The sequence below is a fragment of the Streptomyces sp. NPDC056479 genome (assembly GCF_042795335.1).
In the GTDB taxonomy this organism is placed as follows: domain Bacteria; phylum Actinomycetota; class Actinomycetes; order Streptomycetales; family Streptomycetaceae; genus Streptomyces.
In genome coordinates this window covers 486261-509172 of the sequence record NZ_JBHTRZ010000003.1, presented here as the reverse complement: position 1 = coordinate 509172, position 22912 = coordinate 486261, and the positions used below count along the sequence as shown (strand labels likewise).

General features: G+C 71.3%; 24 protein-coding genes. 14 read left to right on the top strand and 10 right to left on the bottom strand.

Translation table 11 applies throughout. The features are described from left to right. Positions 1-58: 58 nt before the first annotated feature. Genes ACFQ6S_RS13820 through ACFQ6S_RS13810 form a run of 3 tightly spaced genes read right to left on the bottom strand, consistent with a single transcriptional unit; the run spans position 59 to position 3688 of the window. A complete protein-coding gene (locus ACFQ6S_RS13820; protein ID WP_383407718.1) occupies positions 59-862 on the bottom strand; it encodes a hypothetical protein in 804 nt (267 codons plus the stop codon). After that, positions 862-2130 (bottom strand): VWA domain-containing protein, encoded by a 1269-nt coding sequence (locus ACFQ6S_RS13815; protein WP_383407716.1) that lies wholly within the window; start codon positions 2128-2130, stop codon positions 862-864. The genes ACFQ6S_RS13820 and ACFQ6S_RS13815 overlap by 1 nt, the downstream gene beginning before the upstream one ends. A 43-nt stretch (positions 2131-2173) precedes the next feature. After that, a complete protein-coding gene (locus tag ACFQ6S_RS13810) occupies positions 2174-3688 on the bottom strand; it encodes an IucA/IucC family protein (RefSeq protein ID WP_383407713.1) in 1515 nt (504 codons plus the stop codon). Positions 3689-3782: 94 nt separating this feature from the next. Here ACFQ6S_RS13810 and ACFQ6S_RS13805 point away from each other — a divergent pair, with 94 nt between their 5' ends. Beyond that, complete coding sequence (locus ACFQ6S_RS13805) at positions 3783-5312, top strand: IucA/IucC family protein (protein WP_383407710.1); 1530 nt, start codon at positions 3783-3785, stop codon at positions 5310-5312. A 50-nt stretch (positions 5313-5362) separates the two neighbouring features. On the opposite strand, the gene ACFQ6S_RS13800 is transcribed toward ACFQ6S_RS13805, so the two are convergent. Beyond that, positions 5363-6040 carry a DUF429 domain-containing protein gene (locus tag ACFQ6S_RS13800; RefSeq protein WP_383407707.1) on the bottom strand — a complete coding sequence of 226 codons (678 nt, stop codon included), beginning with the start codon at positions 6038-6040 and terminating at the stop codon, positions 5363-5365. A 129-nt stretch (positions 6041-6169) separates the two neighbouring features. Here ACFQ6S_RS13800 and ACFQ6S_RS13795 point away from each other — a divergent pair, with 129 nt between their 5' ends. The 6 genes from ACFQ6S_RS13795 to ACFQ6S_RS13770 all read left to right on the top strand — a co-directional run bounded on the left by ACFQ6S_RS13795 (position 6170) and on the right by ACFQ6S_RS13770 (position 10953). Beyond that, positions 6170-6529, top strand: coding sequence for a low affinity iron permease family protein (locus ACFQ6S_RS13795; protein WP_383407704.1), 360 nt, complete (start codon positions 6170-6172; stop codon positions 6527-6529). 146 nt (positions 6530-6675) lie between these two features. Continuing rightward, entirely contained in the window at positions 6676-7653 is a 978-nt protein-coding gene (locus ACFQ6S_RS13790; RefSeq protein WP_383407701.1) for a polyphosphate kinase 2 family protein, read from the top strand. 16 nt (positions 7654-7669) lie between these two features. Beyond that, positions 7670-7855 carry a hypothetical protein gene (locus tag ACFQ6S_RS13785; protein WP_383407697.1) on the top strand — a complete coding sequence of 62 codons (186 nt, stop codon included), beginning with the start codon at positions 7670-7672 and terminating at the stop codon, positions 7853-7855. Positions 7856-7896: 41 nt separating this feature from the next. Further along, the gene (locus ACFQ6S_RS13780; protein WP_383407694.1) at positions 7897-9657 is read left to right on the top strand and encodes a SulP family inorganic anion transporter; all 1761 of its coding nucleotides are present in this window, start codon (positions 7897-7899) and stop codon (positions 9655-9657) included. 103 nt (positions 9658-9760) lie between these two features. Continuing rightward, positions 9761-10675, top strand: coding sequence for a HipA family kinase (locus ACFQ6S_RS13775; protein WP_383407691.1), 915 nt, complete (start codon positions 9761-9763; stop codon positions 10673-10675). Next, positions 10672-10953, top strand: coding sequence for a SelT/SelW/SelH family protein (locus tag ACFQ6S_RS13770; RefSeq protein ID WP_383407688.1), 282 nt, complete (start codon positions 10672-10674; stop codon positions 10951-10953). The genes ACFQ6S_RS13775 and ACFQ6S_RS13770 overlap by 4 nt, the downstream gene beginning before the upstream one ends. A gap of 1 nt (position 10954) precedes the next feature. Here the strand turns inward: ACFQ6S_RS13770 and aceB are convergent, their stop codons facing one another. Together aceB and ACFQ6S_RS13760 are read right to left on the bottom strand one after the other, a co-directional pair. Beyond that, positions 10955-12577 (bottom strand): malate synthase A, encoded by a 1623-nt coding sequence (gene aceB / locus ACFQ6S_RS13765; RefSeq protein ID WP_383407685.1) that lies wholly within the window; start codon positions 12575-12577, stop codon positions 10955-10957. Positions 12578-12786: 209 nt separating this feature from the next. Further along, on the bottom strand, positions 12787-13389 hold the full coding sequence (locus ACFQ6S_RS13760; RefSeq protein WP_383407683.1) for an NTP transferase domain-containing protein: 603 nt from the start codon (positions 13387-13389) through the stop codon (positions 12787-12789). A gap of 241 nt (positions 13390-13630) precedes the next feature. Between ACFQ6S_RS13760 and ACFQ6S_RS13755 the strand changes: the two genes are divergently transcribed. Beyond that, complete coding sequence (locus tag ACFQ6S_RS13755) at positions 13631-13942, top strand: DUF5955 family protein (RefSeq protein ID WP_383407680.1); 312 nt, start codon at positions 13631-13633, stop codon at positions 13940-13942. A gap of 6 nt (positions 13943-13948) precedes the next feature. Here the strand turns inward: ACFQ6S_RS13755 and ACFQ6S_RS13750 are convergent, their stop codons facing one another. Together ACFQ6S_RS13750 and ACFQ6S_RS13745 are read right to left on the bottom strand one after the other, a co-directional pair. Then, on the bottom strand, positions 13949-14632 hold the full coding sequence (locus tag ACFQ6S_RS13750) for a DUF6304 family protein (protein ID WP_383407678.1): 684 nt from the start codon (positions 14630-14632) through the stop codon (positions 13949-13951). A 5-nt stretch (positions 14633-14637) separates the two neighbouring features. Beyond that, a complete protein-coding gene (locus ACFQ6S_RS13745) occupies positions 14638-15432 on the bottom strand; it encodes an IclR family transcriptional regulator (RefSeq protein ID WP_383407676.1) in 795 nt (264 codons plus the stop codon). A 250-nt stretch (positions 15433-15682) separates the two neighbouring features. On the opposite strand from ACFQ6S_RS13745, the gene allB reads away from it, so the two are divergent. Together allB and alc are read left to right on the top strand one after the other, a co-directional pair. Next, positions 15683-17020, top strand: a complete 1338-nt coding sequence (allB, locus tag ACFQ6S_RS13740) for an allantoinase AllB (RefSeq protein WP_383407673.1) — start codon at positions 15683-15685, stop codon at positions 17018-17020. Between the two features lie 38 nt (positions 17021-17058). Then, entirely contained in the window at positions 17059-18189 is a 1131-nt protein-coding gene (gene alc / locus ACFQ6S_RS13735) for an allantoicase (protein WP_383407670.1), read from the top strand. A 63-nt stretch (positions 18190-18252) separates the two neighbouring features. On the opposite strand, the gene ACFQ6S_RS13730 is transcribed toward alc, so the two are convergent. Further along, the gene (locus ACFQ6S_RS13730) at positions 18253-19020 is read right to left on the bottom strand and encodes a 3-oxoacyl-ACP reductase family protein (protein WP_383407667.1); all 768 of its coding nucleotides are present in this window, start codon (positions 19018-19020) and stop codon (positions 18253-18255) included. A 103-nt stretch (positions 19021-19123) separates the two neighbouring features. On the opposite strand from ACFQ6S_RS13730, the gene ACFQ6S_RS13725 reads away from it, so the two are divergent. The 3 genes from ACFQ6S_RS13725 to ACFQ6S_RS13715 all read left to right on the top strand — a co-directional run bounded on the left by ACFQ6S_RS13725 (position 19124) and on the right by ACFQ6S_RS13715 (position 21188). Beyond that, the gene (locus ACFQ6S_RS13725) at positions 19124-19933 is read left to right on the top strand and encodes an AIM24 family protein (RefSeq protein WP_383407664.1); all 810 of its coding nucleotides are present in this window, start codon (positions 19124-19126) and stop codon (positions 19931-19933) included. A gap of 89 nt (positions 19934-20022) precedes the next feature. After that, a complete protein-coding gene (locus ACFQ6S_RS13720; protein WP_383407661.1) occupies positions 20023-20649 on the top strand; it encodes a dihydrofolate reductase family protein in 627 nt (208 codons plus the stop codon). A 152-nt stretch (positions 20650-20801) separates the two neighbouring features. Then, entirely contained in the window at positions 20802-21188 is a 387-nt protein-coding gene (locus ACFQ6S_RS13715) for a ribonuclease domain-containing protein (RefSeq protein WP_383407658.1), read from the top strand. A 60-nt stretch (positions 21189-21248) separates the two neighbouring features. Here ACFQ6S_RS13715 and ACFQ6S_RS13710 read toward each other — a convergent pair whose 3' ends face one another. Continuing rightward, positions 21249-21449, bottom strand: coding sequence for a hypothetical protein (locus ACFQ6S_RS13710; protein WP_383407655.1), 201 nt, complete (start codon positions 21447-21449; stop codon positions 21249-21251). A 179-nt stretch (positions 21450-21628) separates the two neighbouring features. Between ACFQ6S_RS13710 and ACFQ6S_RS13705 the strand changes: the two genes are divergently transcribed. Then, on the top strand, positions 21629-22873 hold the full coding sequence (locus tag ACFQ6S_RS13705; protein WP_383407652.1) for a sensor histidine kinase: 1245 nt from the start codon (positions 21629-21631) through the stop codon (positions 22871-22873). Positions 22874-22912 lie beyond the last annotated feature (39 nt).

Sequence of the window (22912 nt, the reverse complement as noted above, 5' to 3'; positions counted from 1 at the left end):
AGCGAGGCCCGCCGCACGATCACGTACGACGGGCCTCGGTGGTCGAGTTGACGGGATGTCAGACGCCGGGCGGCGCCTGTGACGGCCGCCCCGAGCCGCGGGTCAGCGCGTACCCGCCGATCCCCGCGAGCGCGGCCAGCGCCCCGCCGATCGCCGTCCACACCCACCGGTCGGACCACCAGCCGGAGGCCCAGCCGTCCTCGGGCTCGATGCTGGACAGCACCGCCGAGGCCGACGAACTCTCCTCTTCCTCCTGCGACTTCACGGCCACGCCCGGCACCAGCGGCCGGGCCAGCGACCCGTCCACCGCCGCCGAACCGCCGATGTCCTCGGAATCGACCCGGACCTCGGCGCCGACCGGCAGACCGAGGTCGGAGGTGGGCACGTCCACGACCGTCAGCCGGATGTAGTACGTGCCCGGCAGCGGGTCATCGGCCCACTGCTCCGACCAGGCCCGGACGGTACGCAGGACGCAGCTCAGCTCGACCGAGGCCGCGTTCGCCGCGGCGGTGCGCGTCTGTGCCCCGTACTGGCAGGCCTGGCGGCGCCGCAGGCCGTCGTACACATCGATCTGCCAGGTCTCGGCGGCGTGCGTGTCCGGCAGCTTCACCGTCGCCTTGACGGTGGGGCGCTGACCGGCGTCCGCGGGGAAGGACCAGTACAGGTAGTCGCCCGTGGAGGCGCTCGCCGTGGCCGTCTGCCCCTGCTCGATCTCCGTCGCCGTACGGTACGAGGTGCCCGCCTGCGTCGGCGCGCCGGCGTCCTCCGACGCGCTCGGCGACGGCGAGGAGTCGGCCGCGGCGGGACCCGCCGCCAGCCCCAGCGCCAGCAGAGCGCCGCTCAACACACTTGTGATCCGCATCAGTTGGTCCTCCAGACCGCGAGCCGCCAGCGGGACAGCCAGCCCCAGACGAGACCGGCGAGGAAGCCGGTGAGGATCAGCGCGCCGAGCAGCCACCAGCCGCGCCCGAGGCCGAAGGAGGCCACGTCGCTCGACGTCGACGGCCCGTCCACGACGTCGACCGTCAGCTCCAGCGGCAGACCGGGCGTGGTCTGCACACCCGAGCCCGCCGAGAAGGAGTGGGTGACCTGGAGGCACACGGTCTCGGCGGGCGCGCCGTCCTCGTCGTCGTCGATCTCGGCCTTCGGGTAGCGCACGCCGGTGGACACCACGTCCGTACGGCCGTTGCCCGCCGCCTCGCCGCGCACGATCTCCCGGCCGCGCTCGGTCACCGCCCGCAGCAGCACCCCGTAGGAGGGGTTCACCGCACGGTCGGCCGACACGCTCACGGACGCCCGCAGCTCCTGGCCGGGCTCGACGTCCACGCGGTACCAGCGCTGCCGTCCGAACTCCTCGCGGTCGGTGTACAGGCCGGACTTCAGCGTGGGTGCCTTCGCGCACCGGTCGGCGCCCGTCGTCGCGACCGGCGTCACCACCGGATCGGCCGCTCGGTCCACCAACTGGTTGACCTTGTCGGTGAGTTCCTCGGTGTGCTCGACCGAGGTGAAGGTGCCGCCGGTCGCCTCCGCGATGCAGCTCAGCTGCTGCCGCATCTTGGTGTTCGGGACCAGACCGAGCGTGTCGATGGTCAGGCCGATGCCCTTGGCGGCGATCTCCCGGGCCACCTCGCACGGGTCGAGCGGGGCGCAGGTGTCCTCGCCGTCGCTGATCAGCACGATGCGCTTCGAGCCCTCGCCGCCGTCCAAATCGTCGGCAGCCTTCAGCAGCGCCGGGCCGATCGGCGTCCAGCCGGTGGGCGCCAGCGTCGCCACCGCCGCCTTCGCCTCGGTGCGGTCCAGCGGGCCGACCGGGTAAAGCTGCGCGGTGTCCTTGCAGCCCGTCCTGCGGTCGTCGCCCGGGTAGTCGGCGCCGAGCGTGCGGATGCCGAGCTGGACCTCTTCGGGCGTCGCGTCCAGCACCTCGTTGAATGCCTGCTTCGCGGCGGCCATTCGCGACTGGCCGTCGATGTCGCGCGCTCGCATCGAGCCGCTCACATCGAGGACGAGGTCGACCTTCGGTGCGAGCGCACTGGTCTCGTCGGCAATCGCTCCGGCCGGGAACGCCATCCCGGCCGCGAGCGCGGCGAGCAGGGCGCAGACCCCGGTCACCAGCCGTGTTCTTGTGATCATCGGCGGATCTTATTGATCAGAGGTGTCCCGCTTCAAAACGAGGTCAGAACACCTCGGTGACCAGCGGATTGGGCAGCCGCGCCCACTGGTCCCCGGGTGTTCCCGGCGAAAGCCGCATCAAGGTCAGCGCCTTCGTGGGCAGCGCCTCCGCACGCAGTGCGGCCAGATCCACGGTCCCCGGCAGCTCCCCTACGACCGCCTCCAGCGCCCCGCGCAAGGCCGGGCCCGAGCCCGCCGTACCCGCGAGCGCACCGGCCACCAGCGAGCCGAAAAGCTTGCGGCGCAGGGCCGTCACGTCGTCCGTGACGATCCGGCCGGTCAGCTCGGGGACCGGGATGCCGTGCCGGGCCAGGCGCTCGGGACTGACCCGGATGTCGGCGAGGTCCCGATAGACCAGCCGCACCGGGGAGCCGCCGGGCGACACCACCACGAGCAGGTTCTGACCGTGCGCCTCCAGCGCCACCCCCAGCTCCAGCAGCCGCAGCCCCACCGTGAGGGCGAGCAGGGCGAACTCGGCCTGCCAAGCGGGGGATCGGGCCAGCTCGGTGGTGGCCAGCGCGGCCACCGGTACGACCCGCTCACCCGAGGCCGCGTACACCTGCGGCGACTCCCGCACCACCGCCGCCAGATCGGGCGAGTCGGCCGTCGCCGCCCCCAGCGTGCGGGTGACATGCAGCAGCCCGTCCATACGGGCCGCCAGGGTCTCCGCGAAGTCCGACAGCGTGGCCGACAGGCCGATGGAGTACACCGAGATGTCCCGCACCGAGGAGGTCAGCCGGGCGCTCAACGCGGTCTTGACGTGCGGCCCTTCGGGGAGGGCGAGGGTACGCAGGGACATCAGCGGATGCGCGGCGATCCCGCCGTCGTAGGGATCGCGGGGTCGCTTGAGGACATGCTCGGCCTGCCAGGGATGCACCGGGATCAGCAGCCGCTCCCCGTCCCGCATCCCCTCCGGCCACTCGCCCGTCACCAGGCACTCCCGCGCCCGCACCGGAACCCGCGCCAGCGTCACCACCGGACGGTGCTCGGGCCCGTACGCCAGCTGCTCGGCGACCGAGAAACCGGGCCGGGAACGGCAGTTGGGGTGGAACGGATGCCCGTCGACCACCCGCTGCTCCCACTCCCAGTCCCGCGTCGGCCACTCCTTCGAGTGGCCCTGCTGGCCGGCCCGGGACAGCGCCAACGAGGCGACGCTGTGGCCGAGTTCGGCGGCCAGGGAGGTGCCGTGCGGTACGGCGAGGTCGGTCAGCAGCCGGGCCGGATCGTCGTACGGGGTCTCGCCGAGCCGTACGGCGGTGACGTACGCGGTGGTGGCATACGGGTCGGCATGCGGGCCGTGCAGCCGGCGGCCGTCCGAGAGGCCCAGGGCGAGGCCCTCCCGGCCGCGCTCACGCCGGGCCACCCAGGGCAGCGGCTCGTACGCCAGCGCACGCCACAGCCGGGTCAGCACGGCCGCGCGGGCACCGGGGAGTTCGGCCGTGTAGCGCGCTACGAGCTCGGGGCGCACTTCGGCCAGTTCGGCGGCGACCTCGGACTCTGCGCTGAGAGGACGGTGCACGGGCGGGCTCCTCGGGTACGAGTAGAACGTCGGGGCAGGCGCCGACGAGGGACATACTGATCGTCTCCCCGCCTGAACGGACCGTAGAGAACGAGTGGATCGCGTGCATCTCAACCCTCCGCCCGCCGCCGACGTCGCGGAACGCGCCGACGCCCACTCGGTCGCGCCCTTGCTCAACTGTCTGCTGCGCGAGGCGGCCGCACCGCACGGCGGATCCCGCGACGCGGACGGGCGGGCACCGGACGACGGGCGGCGGGTGTACCGGCTGCGCGGCTCGGGCCGCCTGCTGCGCGTCCTCGGCGAGCGACGGCCCGCCGAGCCCGAGATGTACGTGAGCGACGCGTGGCAGCGCATCGGGCACGCCGAGCTCGTCAAACTCGTCGCGGACGAACTGCGCCGCCACACCGGCCTGTCCAACCACGAACTGCCCGCCGAGATCATCGACAGCCGGAACGCGCTGGCCGCGCTGCTCACGGCACGCGCGCGTGCGACAGCGCCGGACGACCTCTACCTGCGCTCCGAACAGTCCCTCCTCACCGGCCACCCCTTCCACCCCGCTCCCAAGGCGCGCGGCGGCGGCCCGGTCGCGACCTGGCTGCCGTACGCCCCGGAGGCACACGCCCGCTTCCCGCTGACGCTGCTCGGCCTGCGCGAGGACACGGTCGTCGAGGAGGGCGACACCTCCGCGCTCGACGCCCTCGGCGAGGCCCCGCCCGGGTACCGGCTGCTGCCCGCGCACCCCTGGCAGCTGGACCTGGTCGGACGGGAGCTCGCGGACGCCTTCGCCGACGGGCGGCTGGTGCGGCTGGGCACGACCGGCTTCGACACCTGGCCGACGGCCGCGATCCGCACGCTGTACGCCCCGGAGCGCGACCTCTTCGTCAAGTTCAGCCTGGACGTGCGCATCACCAACGACATCCGTCGGCTGTGGCGCCACGACCTGCTGAAACTCCGCCGCACGGACACAGCGACGGCGGCCGCCCTCGCGGCGATCGACGGCCCCGCCGCCTGGCTCGGCGACCGCGGCTACCGCACCGCCGACTTCGCCTTCGAGGAGCTCGCGGTCCTGGTCCGCGACGGACTGCGGGGCCGGGTGCTGCCGGGCGCGACTCCGCTGCTCGCCGCCGGGCTCGTCGAGGGCTTCGAGGGAAGCCCGCTGCAGGGCGCCCAGGACCCGGCGGCATGGTGGGAGGCATATCTCGCCCAGGTCGTCCCACCGGCCCTCGCGGCCTTCGCCGACCACGGCGTCGTGCTCGAAGCGCACCTGCAGAACACGCTGGTCGCCGTCGGCACCGACGGCATGCCGGTGCAGGCCCTGTTCCGGGACGCCGAGGGCGTGAAGCTGCTGCCGGACGTGTCCCGGGCGGCCGGCTGGGAGCGGCTGGTGTACTGCCTGGTCGTCAACCATCTCGTCGAGATCGCCGGCGCCCTCGCCGCACACCACCCGACCCTGAACCCCTGGCCTGCCGTCCGCCGCGAACTGGCCCGCCACGACCTCCCCGAGATTCCGGCGCTGCTGTCGTCCCCCACCCTCCCCGGCAAGACCAACCTGCTGCTGCGCTGGACGGGCGCGGACGGCGCGGACGCCCGCTATCTGCCCTTGCCGAACCCGCTGGCAGGCTGAGCGCCGGGAGCCTCGAAGACCGGCGCCGTACCTGCTGGACGGACAGGCCCTCAGTACCGGATCTCCACGGCGCGGCCTTCCGCGTCCAACTCCGGTACCTCCGGGATCCGTTCCGCGACTCCCTGTGCGATCCGGTGTGCCGACCAGGCCGCCGCGGCGGCGTCGAGCACGTCGTCGGCCGGTACGCGGTCCGCCTCGCCGAGCTCGTCCGGCAGTACGACCCCGGCCGCGGCCAGCAGGGAGCGGCGCGTGTGCTGGCCGCGCCAGGTCTTCTTGGCGTGCGCCGGCGGCACCCCGCCGGCCAGGGCACGGAAGGACACCTCGGGGTGCACCTCGTGGATCCGCTCGTCGGCGAGCCAGCACGCCCGAGCCTCCAGCAGCTTCGGAGCGAGCGCCCACGCCTGCCGGCTCAGCCGCTGCCCGGTCAGCTCATGGCACCGGTCACCGGCCGCCACGTACTCCGACTCCTGCCACGCAGGCCGCGGCGCCACGAGGAAGACGGTGCTGCGCCGCTCCCGGAGCAGCACCCTCGCCCCGAGATCCGCGGCCCGCCAGCCCCGCTCGACCAGCCCCAGCGGCATGTCGACCGCGATGGCAAAGACACCTCCGGCCCGCTCGATCAACGCGTCCAGCCGGACATCCACCAGGCTGACGGCATACCCGCCGCCCGTGAGAGCGATCCCCACCCAGCCCTGCTTGCCGCAGGCATCGACACCCAGGACATCCACCGCGTATGCCTGCTTTCTCCTCCGAGGTGCCCCGCCGAACCGCTGGAACCTGGATCACCGGCGGGGATGCCGTCGCCGATGGTGGGAACTCGGACCGGGCTTCTCCCAGCTCTGCGGAAGGCAGTGGCCATGACCGTTCGACATCCTGCCGCGCGCCCGGACGGACGGTACAAGCGTCTGTCCGAATCCGCGGCCCACTTCACCAGCTCGCTGCCCTTCTACATCATCTGCCTGGCGCTGGTGGCCTTCTTCATCGTCACGCACGCGGCCGGGCTCGATGAGACGTGGATGTTTCTGGCCGGGGACATGATGACCGCGGTGACCTTGCTGCTGCTGGCCCTGCTGAAGAACTCCGAGCAGCGGGCCGAGCACGCCATCCAGCGGAAGCTGGACGCCATCGCCGCGGCCCTCCTGGAGGAGCGGGAAGGCAAGACCGGCGAGGCCACCGAGGATCTGCGACGGTCGATCAGGATGGACGAGGACGTCTGAGCGCCCGGATCGGAACTCGAACCACCCCCGGAGGGTGAGGCGGAGCCGCTCCCGTCGCTGTGATCTGTTCGTGCCCGGTGATCGGCGTCGCGGTGACCGACGCCGAGGTGTGTCAGCGGGCCGGACGGAGAAGGGGCGAGCGGGTGATGGTCGACGACAGGGCCGCAGGCATAGCGGCCTTCATCGAGCCCTTGCGGGTCGAGCCCGGCACGAAGGTGCACCTGGCCGAGGACTTCGATCCCGGCTACAAGGCGGGCATCCGGAAGAAGAAGGAGGGTGTGGAGCTGCTGCGCGGCGGCATCGAGCTGCTCGCGGACTACCAGCGGCGACTGGCCGCCCAGGACACCTACGGAGTGCTCGTGTGTCTCCAGGCGCTGGACGCCGGTGGCAAGGACGGCACGATCCGGCACGTCATGAGCGGCGTCAATCCGCAGGGTGTGAGCGTGTCGTCGTTCAAGGTGCCCTCCGACGAGGAACTCGACCACGACTATCTGTGGCGCTATGCCTGCCGCCTGCCCCGACGCGGGGAGATCGGGATCTTCAACCGCTCGCACTACGAAGAGGTCCTGGTGGTGCGGGTGCACCCGGAGAACCTCGAGCGGCAGAAACTGCCGGAGGCGGCACGTGGACCGGACGTGTGGGAGCGGCGCTACCGCGAGATCAATCAGTGGGAGCGCTATCTGACCGACAACGGCTTCAAGGTCGTGAAGCTGTTTCTGAACCTGTCCAAGGAGGAACAGCGCGCCCGCTTCCTCAAACGCATCGACGTTCCCGAGCGGAACTGGAAGTTCTCCGCGGCGGACGTCCGCGAACGGGCCCGGTGGGACGACTATCAGCGGGCGTTCTCGCAGATGCTGTCCGCCACCAGCACGCAATGGGCGCCCTGGTACGTCATTCCGGCCGACCACAAGTGGTTCGCGCGTGTGTGTGCCGCCGCGGTGCTGGGGCACACCCTGATCGAGATCGATCCTCAGTATCCGCAGGTCAGCGACCGGACCCGGCGCGACCTGGCAAAGGTCAGGCGTGAGCTGGAACGCCAGGCCCCGGAGGGTGCCGCGTCCGACCCTTATGCGGAGTCGGCCGGGAAGCCCAAGAAGCGCGGGCGCTCCGGCGGGAAGGGCTAGCGACCCGGCCCCATCGGTGGGCGACGCCGGATCGGAGGACGTCCATGACCGCGCACAGCGGAGCAACCGACTGCTCGGCACGACCGGACTGGAACTGCGGGAGTTCGCCTGGACCCTCGTCCCGCCGCTGCTGCTTCTCGCCCTGTGGGGGCTCGGTAAGTTCCTCGTGCGGCGAGGCGCCGGGTCGGTGCCGCGTGGGTGACGCCTTCCGGCGCCCCGACCGGGCAGAGGGGAAGGACGGTCATGAAGAGCGGTCATCTCCGGGCGCGGGCGGCGCTGGACCGGCTGCGGGCCGTGCCGGGAGTGCGCGCGGCGCTCTCCTACCGGCGCGAGTGGCTGATGAAGGACGTGATCGCCGGCGTCGTCCTGACGACGCTGCTGGTGCCGCAGGGCATGGCGTACGCGGACCTCGCCGGCCTGCCGCCGATCACCGGCCTGTACACCTCCATCCTGTGCCTGCTCGGCTACGCGGTGTTCGGCCCGTCGCGGATCCTCGTGCTGGGCCCCGACTCCTCACTCGGCCCGATGATCGCCGCCACCGTCCTGCCCCTGGTCGCCGCGGACGGAGACCCGGACCGGGCCGTCGCCCTGGCCTCGATGCTCGCGCTCATGGTCGCCGTCGTGATGATCCTGGCTTCCGTGGCCAGGCTCGGCTTCATCGCCGACCTGCTCTCCAAGCCCACCACGATCGGTTACATGAACGGCCTGGCGCTGACCATCCTGATCGGTCAACTGCCCAAGCTGCTCGGCTTCGACGTCGACGCGGACAGCCTGATCGGCGAGTGCGCGGGCCTGGTGGAGAAGCTCGCCGATGGTGCCGTCGTGCCCTCCGCTGCCGCCGTGGGGATCGGCGGCATCGTGGTGATCCTGCTGCTGCAGCGCTCTCTGCCGAAGGTGCCGGCCGTCCTGGTCATGGTGCTGCTGGCCATCGGCGCCACCACCCTCTTCGGCCTCGGCGAGCACGATGTGGACCTGGTGGGCACGCTGCCCGAGGGCCTTCCGCCCCTCACCGTGCCCGACATCCGGCTCGACGACCTGGCACCGCTGGCCGGCGGCGCGCTCGGCATCGCCCTGGTGTCCCTGGCCGACACGATCTCCAACGCGTCCGCCTTCGCCGCCCGCACCGGACAGGAGGTCCGCGGCAACCAGGAGATGGCGGGGATCGGCGCCGCCAACCTCGCGGCAGGCCTCTTCCAGGGCTTCCCTGTCAGCACGAGCGGTTCACGCACCGCGGTCGCCGAGCGGGCCGGCGCGAAGAGCCAGCTCACCGGGGTCGTCGGTGCCGTACTGATCACGCTCATGCTCGTGCTGCTCCCGGGCCTGTTCCGCAACCTGCCCCAACCCGCCCTCGCCGCGGTCGTCATCACCGCGTCGCTGTCGCTGGCCGATGTGTCCGGAACGGTACGGCTGTGGCGGCAGCGGCGTATCGAGTTCCTGCTGTGCATGGTCGCCTTCGCCGGTGTCGCGCTGCTCGGCGTGCTGCCGGGCATCGCGCTCGCCGTCGCGCTCTCGGTGCTCAATGTCTTCCGGCGCGCCTGGTGGCCGTACGAGACCGTGCTGGGCCGGGTCCCGGGCCTGGACGGCTTCCATGACATCCGCTCCTACCCTCAGGCGGAGCGGCTGCCGGGTCTGGTCATCTACCGCTTTGACGCGCCCCTCTTCTTCGCCAACGCCAAGACCTTCCGGGACCAGGTCCTGCGGCTGGCCCGGACGGACCCCGCGCCGAGCTGGATCGTGCTGGCTGCAGAGCCGATGACAGACGTGGACACCACGGCCTCCGACGTCCTCGAAGACCTCGACGAGACCCTCAACGCCGAACAGGTCCACTTGGTGTTCGCCGAGCTCAAGGACCCGGTCCGGCGCAAGATCGACCGCTACGGGCTGACCCGGACGATCGACCCGGCCCACTTCTTCCCCACCCTGGAGTCCGCCGTCAGCGCATTCCGCCGTCGCACGGGCGCCGAGTGGACCGCCGTCCCGCCCTCCGACGCGGACCACCGGTGACCCCGCCCGACCGCACGCGACGCCGATGTCTCCGGGGCCGATGAATTACACGCTTGATTACTATGCTCATCGTGCAGGCAAACGAGATGCGGGGCCTTGGAAGATGCTGAGAGAGGTCACCGCAACCCGCTACGTCGAACCTCTGCGCTCCGGCGGCTCGGTCCCCGGCGTCGTCGAGGCCGACGACCTGGGCATGTACGTCGTCAAGTTCACCGCCTCCGCGCAGGGCCGCAAGGCGCTGGTCGCCGAGGTGATCGTCGGTGAGCTGGCCCGCGCGCTCGGGCTGCGCTTCCCCGAGCTGGTCCTGGTGCACTTCGACCCCGCCATCGCGGACGGCGAGCCCCACCAGGAGGTGCGCGAGCTGCACGCCGCCAGCGCGGGCGTCAACCTCGGCATGGACTTCCTGCCGGGCGCGCGGGACTTCACCCCGGAGGTCGCGAAGGCCTTCCGCGTGGACCCGTTGGAGGCGGGTCGGATCGTCTGGGTGGACGCCCTGACGGCGAACGTCGACCGTACGGTGCACAGCTCCAACCTGATGATCTGGCCGACGCTCGGCACGGTGCCGCCGCGCCTGTGGCTGATCGACCACGGAGCGGCCCTGATCTTCCACCACCGCTGGGACGGCTCGGACCCCGAGAAGGCCTACGACTTCCGCCATCACGCGCTGGGCCACTACGCCCCCGACGTGCGCGCCGCCGACGCCGAGCTGGCGCCCAGGGTGACCGAGGAACTGCTGCGCGCGATCGTGGCGGAGGTACCGGACGCCTGGCTGGCCGACGAGCCCGGCTTCGAGACGCCCGACGCGGCCCGTGAGGCCTACGTCGCCCACCTCCACGCGCGCGTGAGGGCGTCCGCCGCCTGGCTCCCCACCGACTTCCCCACCCGGGAGGAACTCGCCGCCGAGGAGGCCCTGCGGGCGGCGAGGTCACAGCAAGGCAGGCCCAAGTGGCTGAAGCAGGTGCCCGACCTGCACGGCAAACCGGCCGCGGAACAGGATTGGTCGGTGCACCTCGGATGAGTGGCCGTGTCGAGATCGAGTACTGCACCCAGTGCAAGTGGCTGCCGCGCGCGGCCTGGCTGGCGCAGGAACTGCTCACGACCTTCGAGGCGGAGCTGTCCGAGCTGGCGCTGAAGCCCGGCAAGGGCGGCGTGTTCGTCGTCCGCGTGGACGACGAGGTGGTGTGGGACCGTCGCGGGCAGGGCTTCCCCGAGCCGACGGCGGTCAAGCAGGCCGTACGCGACCGAGTGGCCCCGAGGAAGTCCCTGGGCCACTCGGACAAGGCGTCTCAGGAGTAGGTCAGCCCCTCAGCTGCTCGTACGCCGGCAGCGTCAGGAAGTCCGCGTAGTCCTCGTCGAGGGAGACCTCCAGGAGCAGGTCGTGGGCCTGCTGCCAGTGGCCGGCCGCGAAGGCCTCCTCGCCGATCTCGGCACGGATGTTCGCCAGTTCCTCGGCGGCGACCTTGCGCGCCAGCTCGGGCGTGGCCTGCTCGCCGTTCTCGAACTCGACGCCCGCGTTGATCCACTGCCAGATCTGCGAGCGCGAGATCTCCGCGGTGGCCGCGTCCTCCATGAGGTTGAAGATGGCGACCGCGCCGAGGCCGCGCAGCCAGGCCTCGATGTAACGGATGCCGACCTGGACGGCGTTGACCAGACCCGGGTACGTGGGCTTGGCGTCCAGCGAGTCGATCGCGATCAGGTCGGCCGCCTCGACGTGGACGTCCTCGCGCAGCCGGTCCTTCTGGTTCGGCCGGTCGCCGAGCACCTTGTCGAAGGACTCCATGGCGATCGGCACCAGGTCGGGGTGGGCGACCCAGGAGCCGTCGAAGCCGTCGCCGGCCTCGCGGTCCTTGTCGGCGCGGACCTTCTCGAAGGCGACCTTGTTGACCTCGGCGTCCCGGCGGGACGGGATGAAGGCCGCCATGCCGCCGATCGCGTGCGCGCCGCGCTTGTGGCAGGTGCGGACGAGGAGTTCGGTGTACGCCCGCATGAACGGGGCCGTCATCGTCACCGCGTTGCGGTCCGGCAGCACGAACTTGGCGCCGCCGTCACGGAAGTTCTTGACGATGGAGAACAGGTAGTCCCAGCGGCCGGCGTTCAACCCCGAGGCGTGGTCGCGCAGTTCGTGGAGGATCTCCTCCATCTCGTACGCCGCCGTGATCGTCTCGATGAGGACGGTCGCGCGGATGGTGCCCTGCGGGATGCCGACGTAGTCCTGCGCGAAGACGAACACGTCGTTCCAGAGGCGGGCCTCCAGGTGCGACTCCGTCTTCGGGAGGTAGAAGTACGGGCCCTTGCCGAGGTCGATCAGGCGTTGGGCGTTGTGGAAGAAGTACAGGCCGAAGTCGACGAGGGCGCCGGGGACCGGCTCGCCGTCGACCTGGAGGTGACGCTCGTTCAGGTGCCAGCCGCGCGGGCGCATGACGACGGTCGCGAGCTCGTCGGCGTCCTTGAGGGCGTACGACTTGCCGGACCTCTCGTCGGTGAAGTCGATGTTCCGGGTGTACGCGTCGCTCAGGTTGACCTGGCCGAGGACGACGTTCTCCCAGGTGGGCGCGGAGGCGTCCTCGAAGTCGGCGAGCCAGATCCGCGCGCCCGAGTTGAGGGCGTTGATCGTCATCTTGCGGTCGGTGGGGCCGGTGATCTCGACGCGGCGGTCCTGGAGCGCGGACGGGCACGGGGCCACCCGCCAGGAGTCGTCCGCGCGGATCGCGGCGGTCTCCGGGAGGAAGTCGAGCGTGGACGTCCGCGCGATCTCGGCGCGGCGCTCCGCGCGGCGGGCGAGCAACTCGTCACGCCGGGGCGTGAACCGCCGGTGCAGCTCGGCCACGAAGGCGAGGGCCGCCTCGTTAAGGACCTCCTCCTGCCGGGGCAGGGGCGCGGCGTCGACGATGGCCAGCGGGGACGGCGCTGGTGCGGACATGAGCTGTCACTTCCTTCAGCGAGCTACGAAGACGAGCTGTCGAGCTTTGGCACCGGGTGCCAGTCTTCCCGGATACGTCGGACAACGCCCGTGGACGGGACGGGCGCTTCTGATCAGTGGATACTAGTTTCCTCATGGTGGAAGTTCAATGGTTTGTTGACGTCGAGATTCTCTGAGTCGAGGCAAGATGGCTCCCGGTGCCACCGCACTTACTCAAGGTGCGCGAGATCGGCCTCCGTGTCGATGTCGTACGGCTGTGCCACGTCACCGCACTCGACGAGTCTGATGGCCTCCTGGTGCTCCTTCAGGTAGGCGCGTGCCCCACGGTCGCCGGTCGCGGTCGCCGCGATGCCGGACCAGTGGGCGGCACCGAAGAGAACGGGATGCCCGCGTACCCCGTCGTAGGCGGCCGAGACCAGCGACCACTCGTCCTCGTATGCGGCGAGCACCCGCGTGACCGCCTCCGGCCCGATGCCGGGCTGGTCGACGAGCGAGACGAGCGCCGCGACGGCCCCCGTACCGGCGAGCGAATCGAGTCCGGCGCGCAGCGACGAGCCCATTCCGTCGGCCCAGTCCGGGTTCTCCACCAGGACGCAGTCATCGAGCTCCGCCTGCTCCCGTACGGCGGCGGCACGCGCCCCCAGCACCACGTGCACCCGGGCGCAGCCCGCGGCCCACAGCACTTCGGCCGCGTGCTCCACCAGCGGCCGGCCGCGGTGCAGGAGCAGGGCCTTGGGCCGTCCGCCGAGCCGTCGTCCACCCCCGGCGGCTAGGAGCAGACCGGCGACCGCGGGTGTTTCGTCCTCAGTCATGAACCTCGTCCTTCTCCTGTCTTTCACGGTCATGCGTCCCGTCTTTCTCGGGCCTGCCTCCTGCATACCTGACACCTGCGCGCGTGCCTGACTTCCCACGACTGAAATTCCGTCCGCGTGGTGGCGCTTCGGCATCGGGTGGCGTTTACTGACCCGCGTCCCCGGCGCCCGAGCTACGCCAGGGGTGCTCGGCGGGCGATGCGCGACTACTGGCGCACAACGGCGTGCGAGGGGGAGAGCTTTGTTGCGGAGCTTGGGGCAGAGGCCGGTGACGGGCAGCGACGAGGACCCAAGGGTGGCGGAACTGCGGACGGCCGTGTCCCGTCTGCGCCGCGAACTCGCCGCGCACCCGGCCGAGTTCCCGGACCGGGGGATCGCCGAGGACGAACTCGCGGCGCTGGCCGCGATGGTGATCTCAGGAGCACCGGAGACTCCTCGGCTGCGGAGGTCGCTGCTGCTGATCGCGGGGGCGATCGGGTCGGTCAGCGCGCTGTCCCCGGGGCTCACCCAGGTGCGCGACGCGGTGGAGATGTTCGGCGAGCCGAGGCGCTAGCCCGCTTCAGCGGCGGAACGGGAACTCGCTGCGGTAACCCCAGGTGGACGTCCGGTGCTCGAACTGGTCGCACAGCCAGGTCTCCTGGACGAACTCGGTGTGCTGCGGCCAGATCGTGAGGATGCCGCGCGGGCCCTTCTTGCCGTCGCACTGCCGGTAGACGTCCTTGGCGTCCCGGAAACAGGCCAGCCCGCTCATCATCCCGTGGCCGACCGGGTGGTAGTCGGACCAGGCGCACGCCACGCATGCCTTGAGCCGGGTGTCCGGGGGCAGCGCGAGCGCGATCTCGTGCAGCCCGTCCTCGAAGTCGTACGTGGGGTGCGTGGTGCGGTGGGCGCGCCCGTCGAGGCCCAGGGTGAGGGTCAGGTGCTCCTCGTCCAGGCCGCCGGTGCCGGCCGGGTTGCCGAGCCGCAGCGCGCAGTGCAGCGTGGCCGCCCGCTCGCCCTGTCCCTCGACCTCGACGGGCATCGTCAGCCCCCATTCCAGGAGGCAGGCGCACAGGTCGCCGTCGAGGAAGGTGAACATCGCGTCGAGCGGAGGCTCCCCGGACAGCGCGCCGAGCGTGTCCATCGTCTCGCCCTCGAAGCGGACGCCTCTGATCGTCGTACGGATCGTCTCCCGGCCGTCGGTCTCGAGGACGATCTCCTGCGACCCGTGCCGGTCGGTGTAGCGCCCGGACCAGCGCCGCATCGGCGTCAGGCGTGGTTCTGGGTGGCCAGCGCCTCGGACAGCTCGCCCGCGACCTGCTGGAGCACGGGCACGATCTTCTCGGTCGCCGCCTCGGTGACCCGGCCGGCCGGGCCGGAGATCGAAATCGCGGCCGCGGTGGGGGAGTCGGGGACGGGGACCGCCAGACAGCGCACCCCGACCTCCTGCTCGTTGTCGTCCACCGCGTAGCCGCTGCGCCGCACGTCCTCCAGGGCCGCGAGGAAGCCGTCCGCCGTGGTGATCGTCTTCTCGGTGGCGGCGGGCATCCCGGTACGGGACAGCAGGGCCCGCACCTCCTCCGGCGGGAACGAGGCGAGCAGCGCCTTGCCGACGCCCGTGGAGTGCGGCAGCACCCGTCGGCCGACCTCGGTGAACATGCGCATCGAGTGCTTGGACGGCACCTGGGCGACGTAGACGATCTCGTCGCCGTCGAGCAGGGCCATGTTCGCCGTCTCGCCGGTCTCCTCGACCAGTCGGGCGAGGTAGGGGCGGGCCCAGGTGCCGAGCAGCCGGGAGGCGGACTCGCCGAGCCGGATCAGGCGCGGGCCGAGGGCGTACCGGCGGTTGGGCTGCTGGCGTACGTATCCGCAGGCCACGAGGGTTCGCATGAGGCGGTGGATGGTGGGCAGCGGCAGACCGCTGCTCGCGGACAGCTCGCTCAGGCCGACCTCGCCACCCGCGTCCGCCATCCGCTCGAGCAGATCGAAGGCGCGCTCGAGGGACTGGACCCCGCCGCCGTTGGACTTGGCGGACTCGGTGGTGCTGGCGCTGGACGTCGGCACGGCACGTTCCTTTCGGGACCGGTGGGAGGGCAGAAGCCTACCCGTCGGTCGGTTGACTCCCTGCTTGTACGTAGCTACGTTCTGCTTGCTGGAATTGTAATTCCGCTTTGTGGAAACGTCCAGAGAGTGTCGGACGGGTGCACTGTGGAGAAGTGTGCCCTTGACGGCGCCGGAACGGGAGACAAGACTCCTTCAACAGAACGTTGAATTCCGTGAGAGCGGAAGCAAGAGGCGGCAGAGAGGGGTCCGGGTGTCCGACGCTGAACTGGTGCTGCGCTCGACGCGCGTCATCACCCCGGAAGGGACACGGGCCGCCTCGGTCACCGTGTCCGCCGGCAAGATCACGGCCGTACTCGGGTACGACGCCGAAGTCCCGTCCGGCGCCCGGCTGGAGGACCTCGGCGACGACGTCCTGCTGCCCGGCCTGGTCGACACGCACGTGCACGTCAACGACCCCGGCCGCACCGAGTGGGAGGGCTTCTGGACCGCCACGCGCGCCGCGGCGGCCGGTGGCATCACCACCCTCGTCGACATGCCGCTCAACTCCCTCCCGCCGACGACGACGGTCGACAACCTCCTGACGAAGAAGGCGGTCGCCGCCGAGAAGGCGCACATAGACGTCGGCTTCTGGGGCGGCGCCCTGCCCGACAACCTCAAGGACCTGCGTCCGCTGCACGAGGCAGGCGTCTTCGGCTTCAAGGCCTTCCTCTCGCCCTCGGGCGTGGACGAGTTCCCGCATCTCGACCAGGACCGGCTCGCCCGGTCGCTGGCCGAGATCGGCTCCTTCGGCGGCCTGCTGATCGTGCACGCCGAGGACCCGCACCACCTCGAAGCGGCCCCGCAGCACGGCGGCCCCAAGTACGCCGACTTCCTCGCCTCGCGCCCGCGCGACGCGGAGGACACGGCCATCGCCCAGCTGATCGCCCAGGCGAAACGTCTCCACGCGCGCGTGCACGTACTGCACCTTTCGTCGAGCGACGCGCTGCCGATGATCGCCGAGGCGAAGCGGGAGGGCGTACGGATCACGGTCGAGACGTGCCCGCACTACCTCACCCTCACGGCCGAGGAAGTCCCGGACGGCGCCAGCGAGTTCAAGTGCTGCCCGCCGATCCGCGAGTCCGCCAATCAGGACCTGCTGTGGCAGGCGCTGGCCGACGGCACGATCGACTGCGTCGTCACCGACCACTCGCCCTCCACGGCCGACCTGAAGACCGACGACTTCGCGACCGCCTGGGGCGGGATCTCCGGACTCCAGCTGAGCCTGGCGGCCGTATGGACTCAGGCGCGCAAGCGCGGACACGGCCTGGACGACGTCGTCCGATGGATGTCCGCGCGGACGGCGCAACTCGTCGGACTGGACCAGAAGGGCGCCATCGAGGCGGGCCGCGACGCCGACTTCGCGGTCCTCGCGCCTGAGGCGACCTTCACCGTCGACCCGGCCGCGCTCCAGCACCGCAACCGTGTGACGGCGTACGCGGGCAAGACCCTGTACGGCGTCGTGAAGTCCACCTGGCTGCGCGGCGAACGCATCGTCGCGGACGGAGAGTTCACCGACCCGAAGGGGCGACTCCTCACCCGGACCAGCTGAATCCCACCCATCGACCTCGAAAGGCAGACCTGATCACCGTGACGGCCCAGCATCAATCCGGTTCGGCAGGCTTCACCGGCGACTCGAACCCCTACGGCGGCGGCGACCCGTACGCGGACTACCGCACCGCCGACTTCCCGTTCACCCAGTACGCCAACCTCGCCGACCGCCGGCTGGGCGCAGGGGTCATCGCCGCCAACGACGAGTTCTTCGCCCAGCGCGAGAATCTGCTGGTGCCCGAGCGGGCCGAGTTCGACCCCGAGCACTTCGGGCACAAGGGCAAGATCATGGACGGCTGGGAGACCCGGCGGCGGCGCGGTGCCTCCGCCGAGCACCCGTGGCCGACGGCCGAGGACCACGACTGGGCGCTGGTGCGCCTCGGCGCCCCCGGCGTGATCCGCGGGATCGTCGTCGACACCGCCCACTTCCGCGGCAACTACCCGCAGGCGGTGTCGGTCGAGGGCGCGTCGGTACCCGGCTCCCCGTCTCCCGAGGAACTGCTCGGCGACGACGTGAAGTGGACGACGCTGGTCCCGCGCACACCGGTCGGCGGCCACGCGGCGAACGGTTTCGCGATCTCCGCCGAGCAGCGCTTCACCCACCTCCGGGTCAACCAGCACCCCGATGGCGGCATAGCGCGCCTGCGGGTGCACGGAGAGGTCGTACCCGACCCGAAGTGGCTGGAGGTCCTCGGCACCTTCGACGTGGTCGCCCTGGAGAACGGCGGTCAGGCCGAGGACGCCTCCAACCTCTTCTACTCGCCCGCCACCAACACCATCCAGCCGGGCCGCTCCCGCAAGATGGACGACGGCTGGGAGACCCGCCGGCGCCGCGACCAGGGCAACGACTGGATCCGCTACCGGCTGGCGGCGCAGTCCCAGATCCGGGCGATCGAGATCGACACCGCGTATCTGAAGGGCAACAGCGCGGGCTGGGCCTCGGTGTCGGTGAGGGACGGCGAGGGCGGGGACTGGACGGAGATCCTCCCGCGCACCCGTCTCCAGCCCGACACCAACCACCGCTTCGTCCTGCCGGCCCCCGCCGTCGGCACGCACGCGCGGGTGGACATCTTCCCGGACGGCGGCATCTCCCGACTCCGCCTGCACGGCTCACTCACGGAGCAGGGCGCGGCGGGGCTGGCGGCGCGGCATCAGGAGCTGGGCGGCTGAACCCGTGGGGCGCACCGGCCGGACAGCACCGGTGCGCCACGTCGTCCCACTCCCCACGTCACCTCACGCCGCGTGGCCGCCGTCCACCGCGAACTCGGTCCCGGTGACGTAGTCCGCCGCGGCCAGATACGCCACCGTCGACGCCACCTCCTCCGCCGTGCCGAAGCGGCCCAGCGCCGTCATCTCCGCCTGGCCGGGCGCATAGGGGCCGTTCGCCGGATTCATGTCCGTGTCGATGGGGCCGGGGTGCACGATGTTCGCCGTGATCCCGCGCGGGCCCAGCTCGCGGGCCAGGGCCTTCGTCAGACCGATCAGGGCCGACTTGCTGGTGGCGTAGAGCGTCCCGCCGGGTCCCGGCACGCGCTGGGCCATGCAACTGCCGATCGTGATGATCCTGCCGCCGGTGCCCATCCGGGCGGCCGCCGCCCGTGAGGCCAGGAAGACGCCCCGGACGTTCACGGCGAGGACCCGGTCCACGTCCGCGAGCGCGAGGCCCTCCAGCGGCCCCAGCACACCGATTCCGGCGTTGTTGACCAGCACGTCCAAACCGCCGAGCGTCTCCGCCGTACGGCCCACCGCGCCCACGGCCTCGTCCGGGTCGCCGGAGTCCGCCCGCAGCGCCACGGCCCGCCGCCCCAGCGCCTCAATGGCCCGTACGACCTCATCGGCCGCGTCCTTGCCGTTCACGTACGTCACGGCGACGTCCGCGCCCTCCCGCGCGAGCCGCACGGCCGTGGCCGCGCCGATACCGCGGCTGCCGCCGGTGACCAGGGCGACCTTGCCGCGCAGGGTTGTGTGAGTGCCGGTCGTGGATTCGTCAGTGGTTGTCATGAGTCCATCCCAGCGCCGCGGGGGAGGAAGTGCTGGCGGCGAACGGACACCTAGGTGGCCCAGGGAGCGGAACTCTTTCCTCCGGATCCGTCGTTCACCCCATGTGACCCTTCAGCAAGAGATCGTCGGCAACGCCACGCAGATGGCGGTCGTCAGCCTCCAGCCCGGTCGGACCGTGTACTGCGAGGCGGGAAAGTTCCTGTTCAAGACCACGAACGTCGCCATGGAGACGCGTCTGGCCGGGCCCTCCGGCGGCGGTCAGCAGCCACCGGGCAGCGGCGGCATGGGCGGCATGCTGCGCCAGGCCATGGGCACCGCCATGCAGGTCGGCCAGCGCGTCCTCGCGGGCGAGTCGATGGCCTTCCAGTACTTCACCGCCCAGGGCGGCGAGGGCACCGTCGGCTTCGCGGGTGTGCTGCCCGGTGAGATGCGGGCACTGGAGCTCGACGGCACGCGCGCGTGGTTCGCCGAGAAGGACGCCTTCGTCGCCGCCGAGTCCACGGTCGACTTCGGCATCGCCTTCCAGGGCGGCAGGACCGGCATGAAGGGCGGCGAGGGCTTCGTCCTGGAGAAGTTCACCGGGCACGGCACCGTGATCATCGCCGGGGCGGGCAACTTCATCGACCTCGACCCGGCCGACTTCGGCGGCCGTATCGAGGTCGACACCGGCTGCGTCGTCGCCTTCGAGGAGGGCATCCGCTACGGCGTCCAGCGCGTCGGCGGCCTCAACCGCCAGGGCATGATGAACGCCGTCTTCGGCGGCGAGGGCCTCTCCCTCGCGACCCTGGAGGGCAGTGGCCGCGTCATCCTGCAGTCCCTGACCATCGAGAGCCTCGCCAACGCCCTGAGGAAGGCGCAGGGCGGCGACAAGCAGGGCCCGGCGGGCGGTCTCTTCTCGACGAACGCGGGATGAGGAGGCGCGCGGCCCACCGATGAGTTGCGGGTGCCGGTGGGGTCTGAGGTGATGACAACAGACCCCACCCCGGAAAAGAGGCACTCCTCATGGGCAAGCTCGTTTCCACCCTCTTCGTCACGCTCGACGGTGTCTACCAGGCGCCCGGCGGCAGGGAGGAGGACACCCGCGGCGGCTTCGAACACGGCGGCTGGGTCTTTCCGTACGCCGACGACGACTTCGGTCAGTTCATCAACGAGGTCTTCGCCCGTCCGGCCGCCTTCCTCCTGGGACGCCGTACGTACGACATCTTCGCCTCGTTCTGGCCGAAGGTGACCGACCCCGACGACCCGGTCGCCTCCAGGCTCAACGCACTGCCGAAGTACGTCCCCTCCGCCACGCTGACCGACCCCGACTGGGCCGGCACCACCGTGCTCGGCGGCGATCTCGGCAAGGAGGTCACCGCCCTCAAGGAGCGCACCGACGGCGAGCTCCAGGTGCACGGCAGCGGCGCCCTGGTCAGGTCCCTGCTGGCCCTCGGCCTCGTCGACACCCTCCACCTGCTGACCTTCCCGGTCGTGCTCGGCGCGGGTCAGCGCCTCTTCACGGAGGGTGCGGTGCCCACCCGGTTCACGCACACCGGCGGCCGCAGCACGGGCAAGGGCGTCGCCATCAACTCCTACGACCTCGCGGGCCGCCCGGAGTACGGCACGTTCGGGCTCCCCGAGGGCGCGTGAGCGTCCGCCCCCGGCGTTCTCAGCCGGCCTGATGGAGATCGGGTGAGAACGCCGGGACGCACGTTAACTTCCCGAAAACTCATCGGGCTTGAAGGGAAATTCTCCCGTCTTGACATTGACATGCCACTGTCTACGCGCGTCATCATGAAGCCATGAGATTCCCCCCACGAATCACTCGCATCGGCGCGGCAGCCGCCGTCCTGTCCGCCCTCCTCGTCGGCGGCACCGTCACCGCCACTCCGGCCGCGGCCGCGGTGGGCAGCATCTGCTACAGCGACCTGCCCTCCCAGGCGTACGACACGCTCGAGCTCATCGAGCAGGGCGGCCCCTACCCGTATGAGCAGGATGGCACCGTCTTCCAGAACCGGGAAGGCATCCTGCCGAGCCAGTCGTCCGGGTACTACCACGAGTACACGGTCAAGACGCCTGGCTCCTCCACGCGCGGAGCTCGCCGGATCGTCACCGGCGAGAAGAGCCAGGAGGACTACTACACGGCCGACCACTACGAGTCGTTCGACCTGGTCAACTACGGCTGCTGAACCCGCCGACCACGGTCGACGCCGAGGAACGGTGCGACCAGCCGGGAGTCCGGTCCGCGTTCAGCCGGACTTCCGGCTCTCGGCGGCGGCGAACAGCGCGGCCGCCAGCACGAGCAGGGCGACGCTCGCGTAGATCTCGAAGCCGTCGAGGAAGCCGATCCGCTGTACGAGCCCCCAGTGCCAGTCGGTGAACTCGTGCACCAGACCGGCGATGCCCTGCACCAGGGCGATGAATCCGAGGATCTCCAGCAACTGCTTCATGCCATGACTCTCGCCCCGCGGTGCCCCCCACGCCAAGAGACCGCGGGGCGAGCCATGGCCGACGGAAGTCCACGTTCCGGGCGGCCCGCCGCGACCGAAGTCGGCGGCGGCACGACTTTGGTCGCCGATCGCGCCCGAAGAGACGCGTCGGGGTCCCGCACTGCGTAGATTTGTCGACCGTGAGTGGTGACAGGCAGGGGTACACGCCGCAGGCGTTCGCGGGGCGACGCTGGCTGCTGCCCTCGGCCCTGATCAAGGAGTTCGACCTCGACCCGGACCGCTCCGGGCGGCCCCGGCGCACCGCGCGCGACTGGGTGGTCGACTTCTCCTGCTTCCTGGTGGCCGTGATCATCGGTCTGCTGGCCGCGGACACCATCACGAAGGAGAACCTCCCCGAGGCCTACGCCGCCTTCGACCAGGTGCTGGGCGCACTCTCCTGCGCCGCGGTGTGGCTGCGCCGCCGCTGGCCGGTCGGGCTGGCCGCCGTGATGGTCCCGGTGGGCCTGGTGTCGAGCACCGCGGGCGGCGCGGGCCTGGTCGCCCTGTTCACCCTCGCCGTGCACCGGCCCTTCCGGTACGTCGCCTGGGTGGCCGGCACCTACGCGGTGCTGAACCCGCTGTACTTCCTGTTGCGCCCCGAACCCGACATGTCGTACGGCTGGTCGGTCTTCCTGGCCTCGCTGCTGACGGTCGCCGTGGTCGGCTGGGGCATGCTCGTGCGGTCCAAGCGGCAGCTCATGCTGAGCCTGCGCGACAGCGCCCGGCGCGCCGAGAACGAGGCCCGGCTGCGGGCCGAGCAGGCACAGCGGCTCGCCCGGGAGGCCATCGCCCGCGAGATGCACGACGTCCTCGCCCACCGGCTGACGCTGCTCAGCGTGCACGCGGGCGCGCTGGAGTTCCGGCCGGACGCGCCCCGCGAGGAGATCCAGCGGGCGGCCGGAGTCATCCGGGAGAGCGCCCACGAGGCGCTCCAGGACCTGCGGGAGATCATCGGTGTGCTGCGGGCCGACGAGCCCGACGACACCGGCCGCCCGCAACCGACCCTCGCGGCGCTGGAGGCGCTGGTCACCGAGTCCCGCGAGGCCGGCATGAAGGTCACCCTCGACCAGCGCGTCACCGACCCCGCCGCCGTGCCCGCCTCCGTCGGCCGCACCGCCTACCGCATCGCCCAGGAGGGCCTGACCAACGCCCGCAAGCACGCCCCCGGCACGGAAGTCACGGTCACCGTGACCGGAGCGCCGGGCGAGGGCCTGTCCGTGGCGGTCCGCAATCCCGCCCCCGAGGGCCCCGTCCCGCACGTACCGGGCTCCGGGCAGGGCCTGATCGGCCTGACCGAACGGGCGACGCTGACGGGCGGTCTGCTGGAACACGGCCCGACGGGCGACGGAGGGTTCGAGGTACGGGGCCGGCTGCCGTGGGGATGACGCCGGCCGTCGCGCCGTGCCTGCGGGATACTCCTCCCG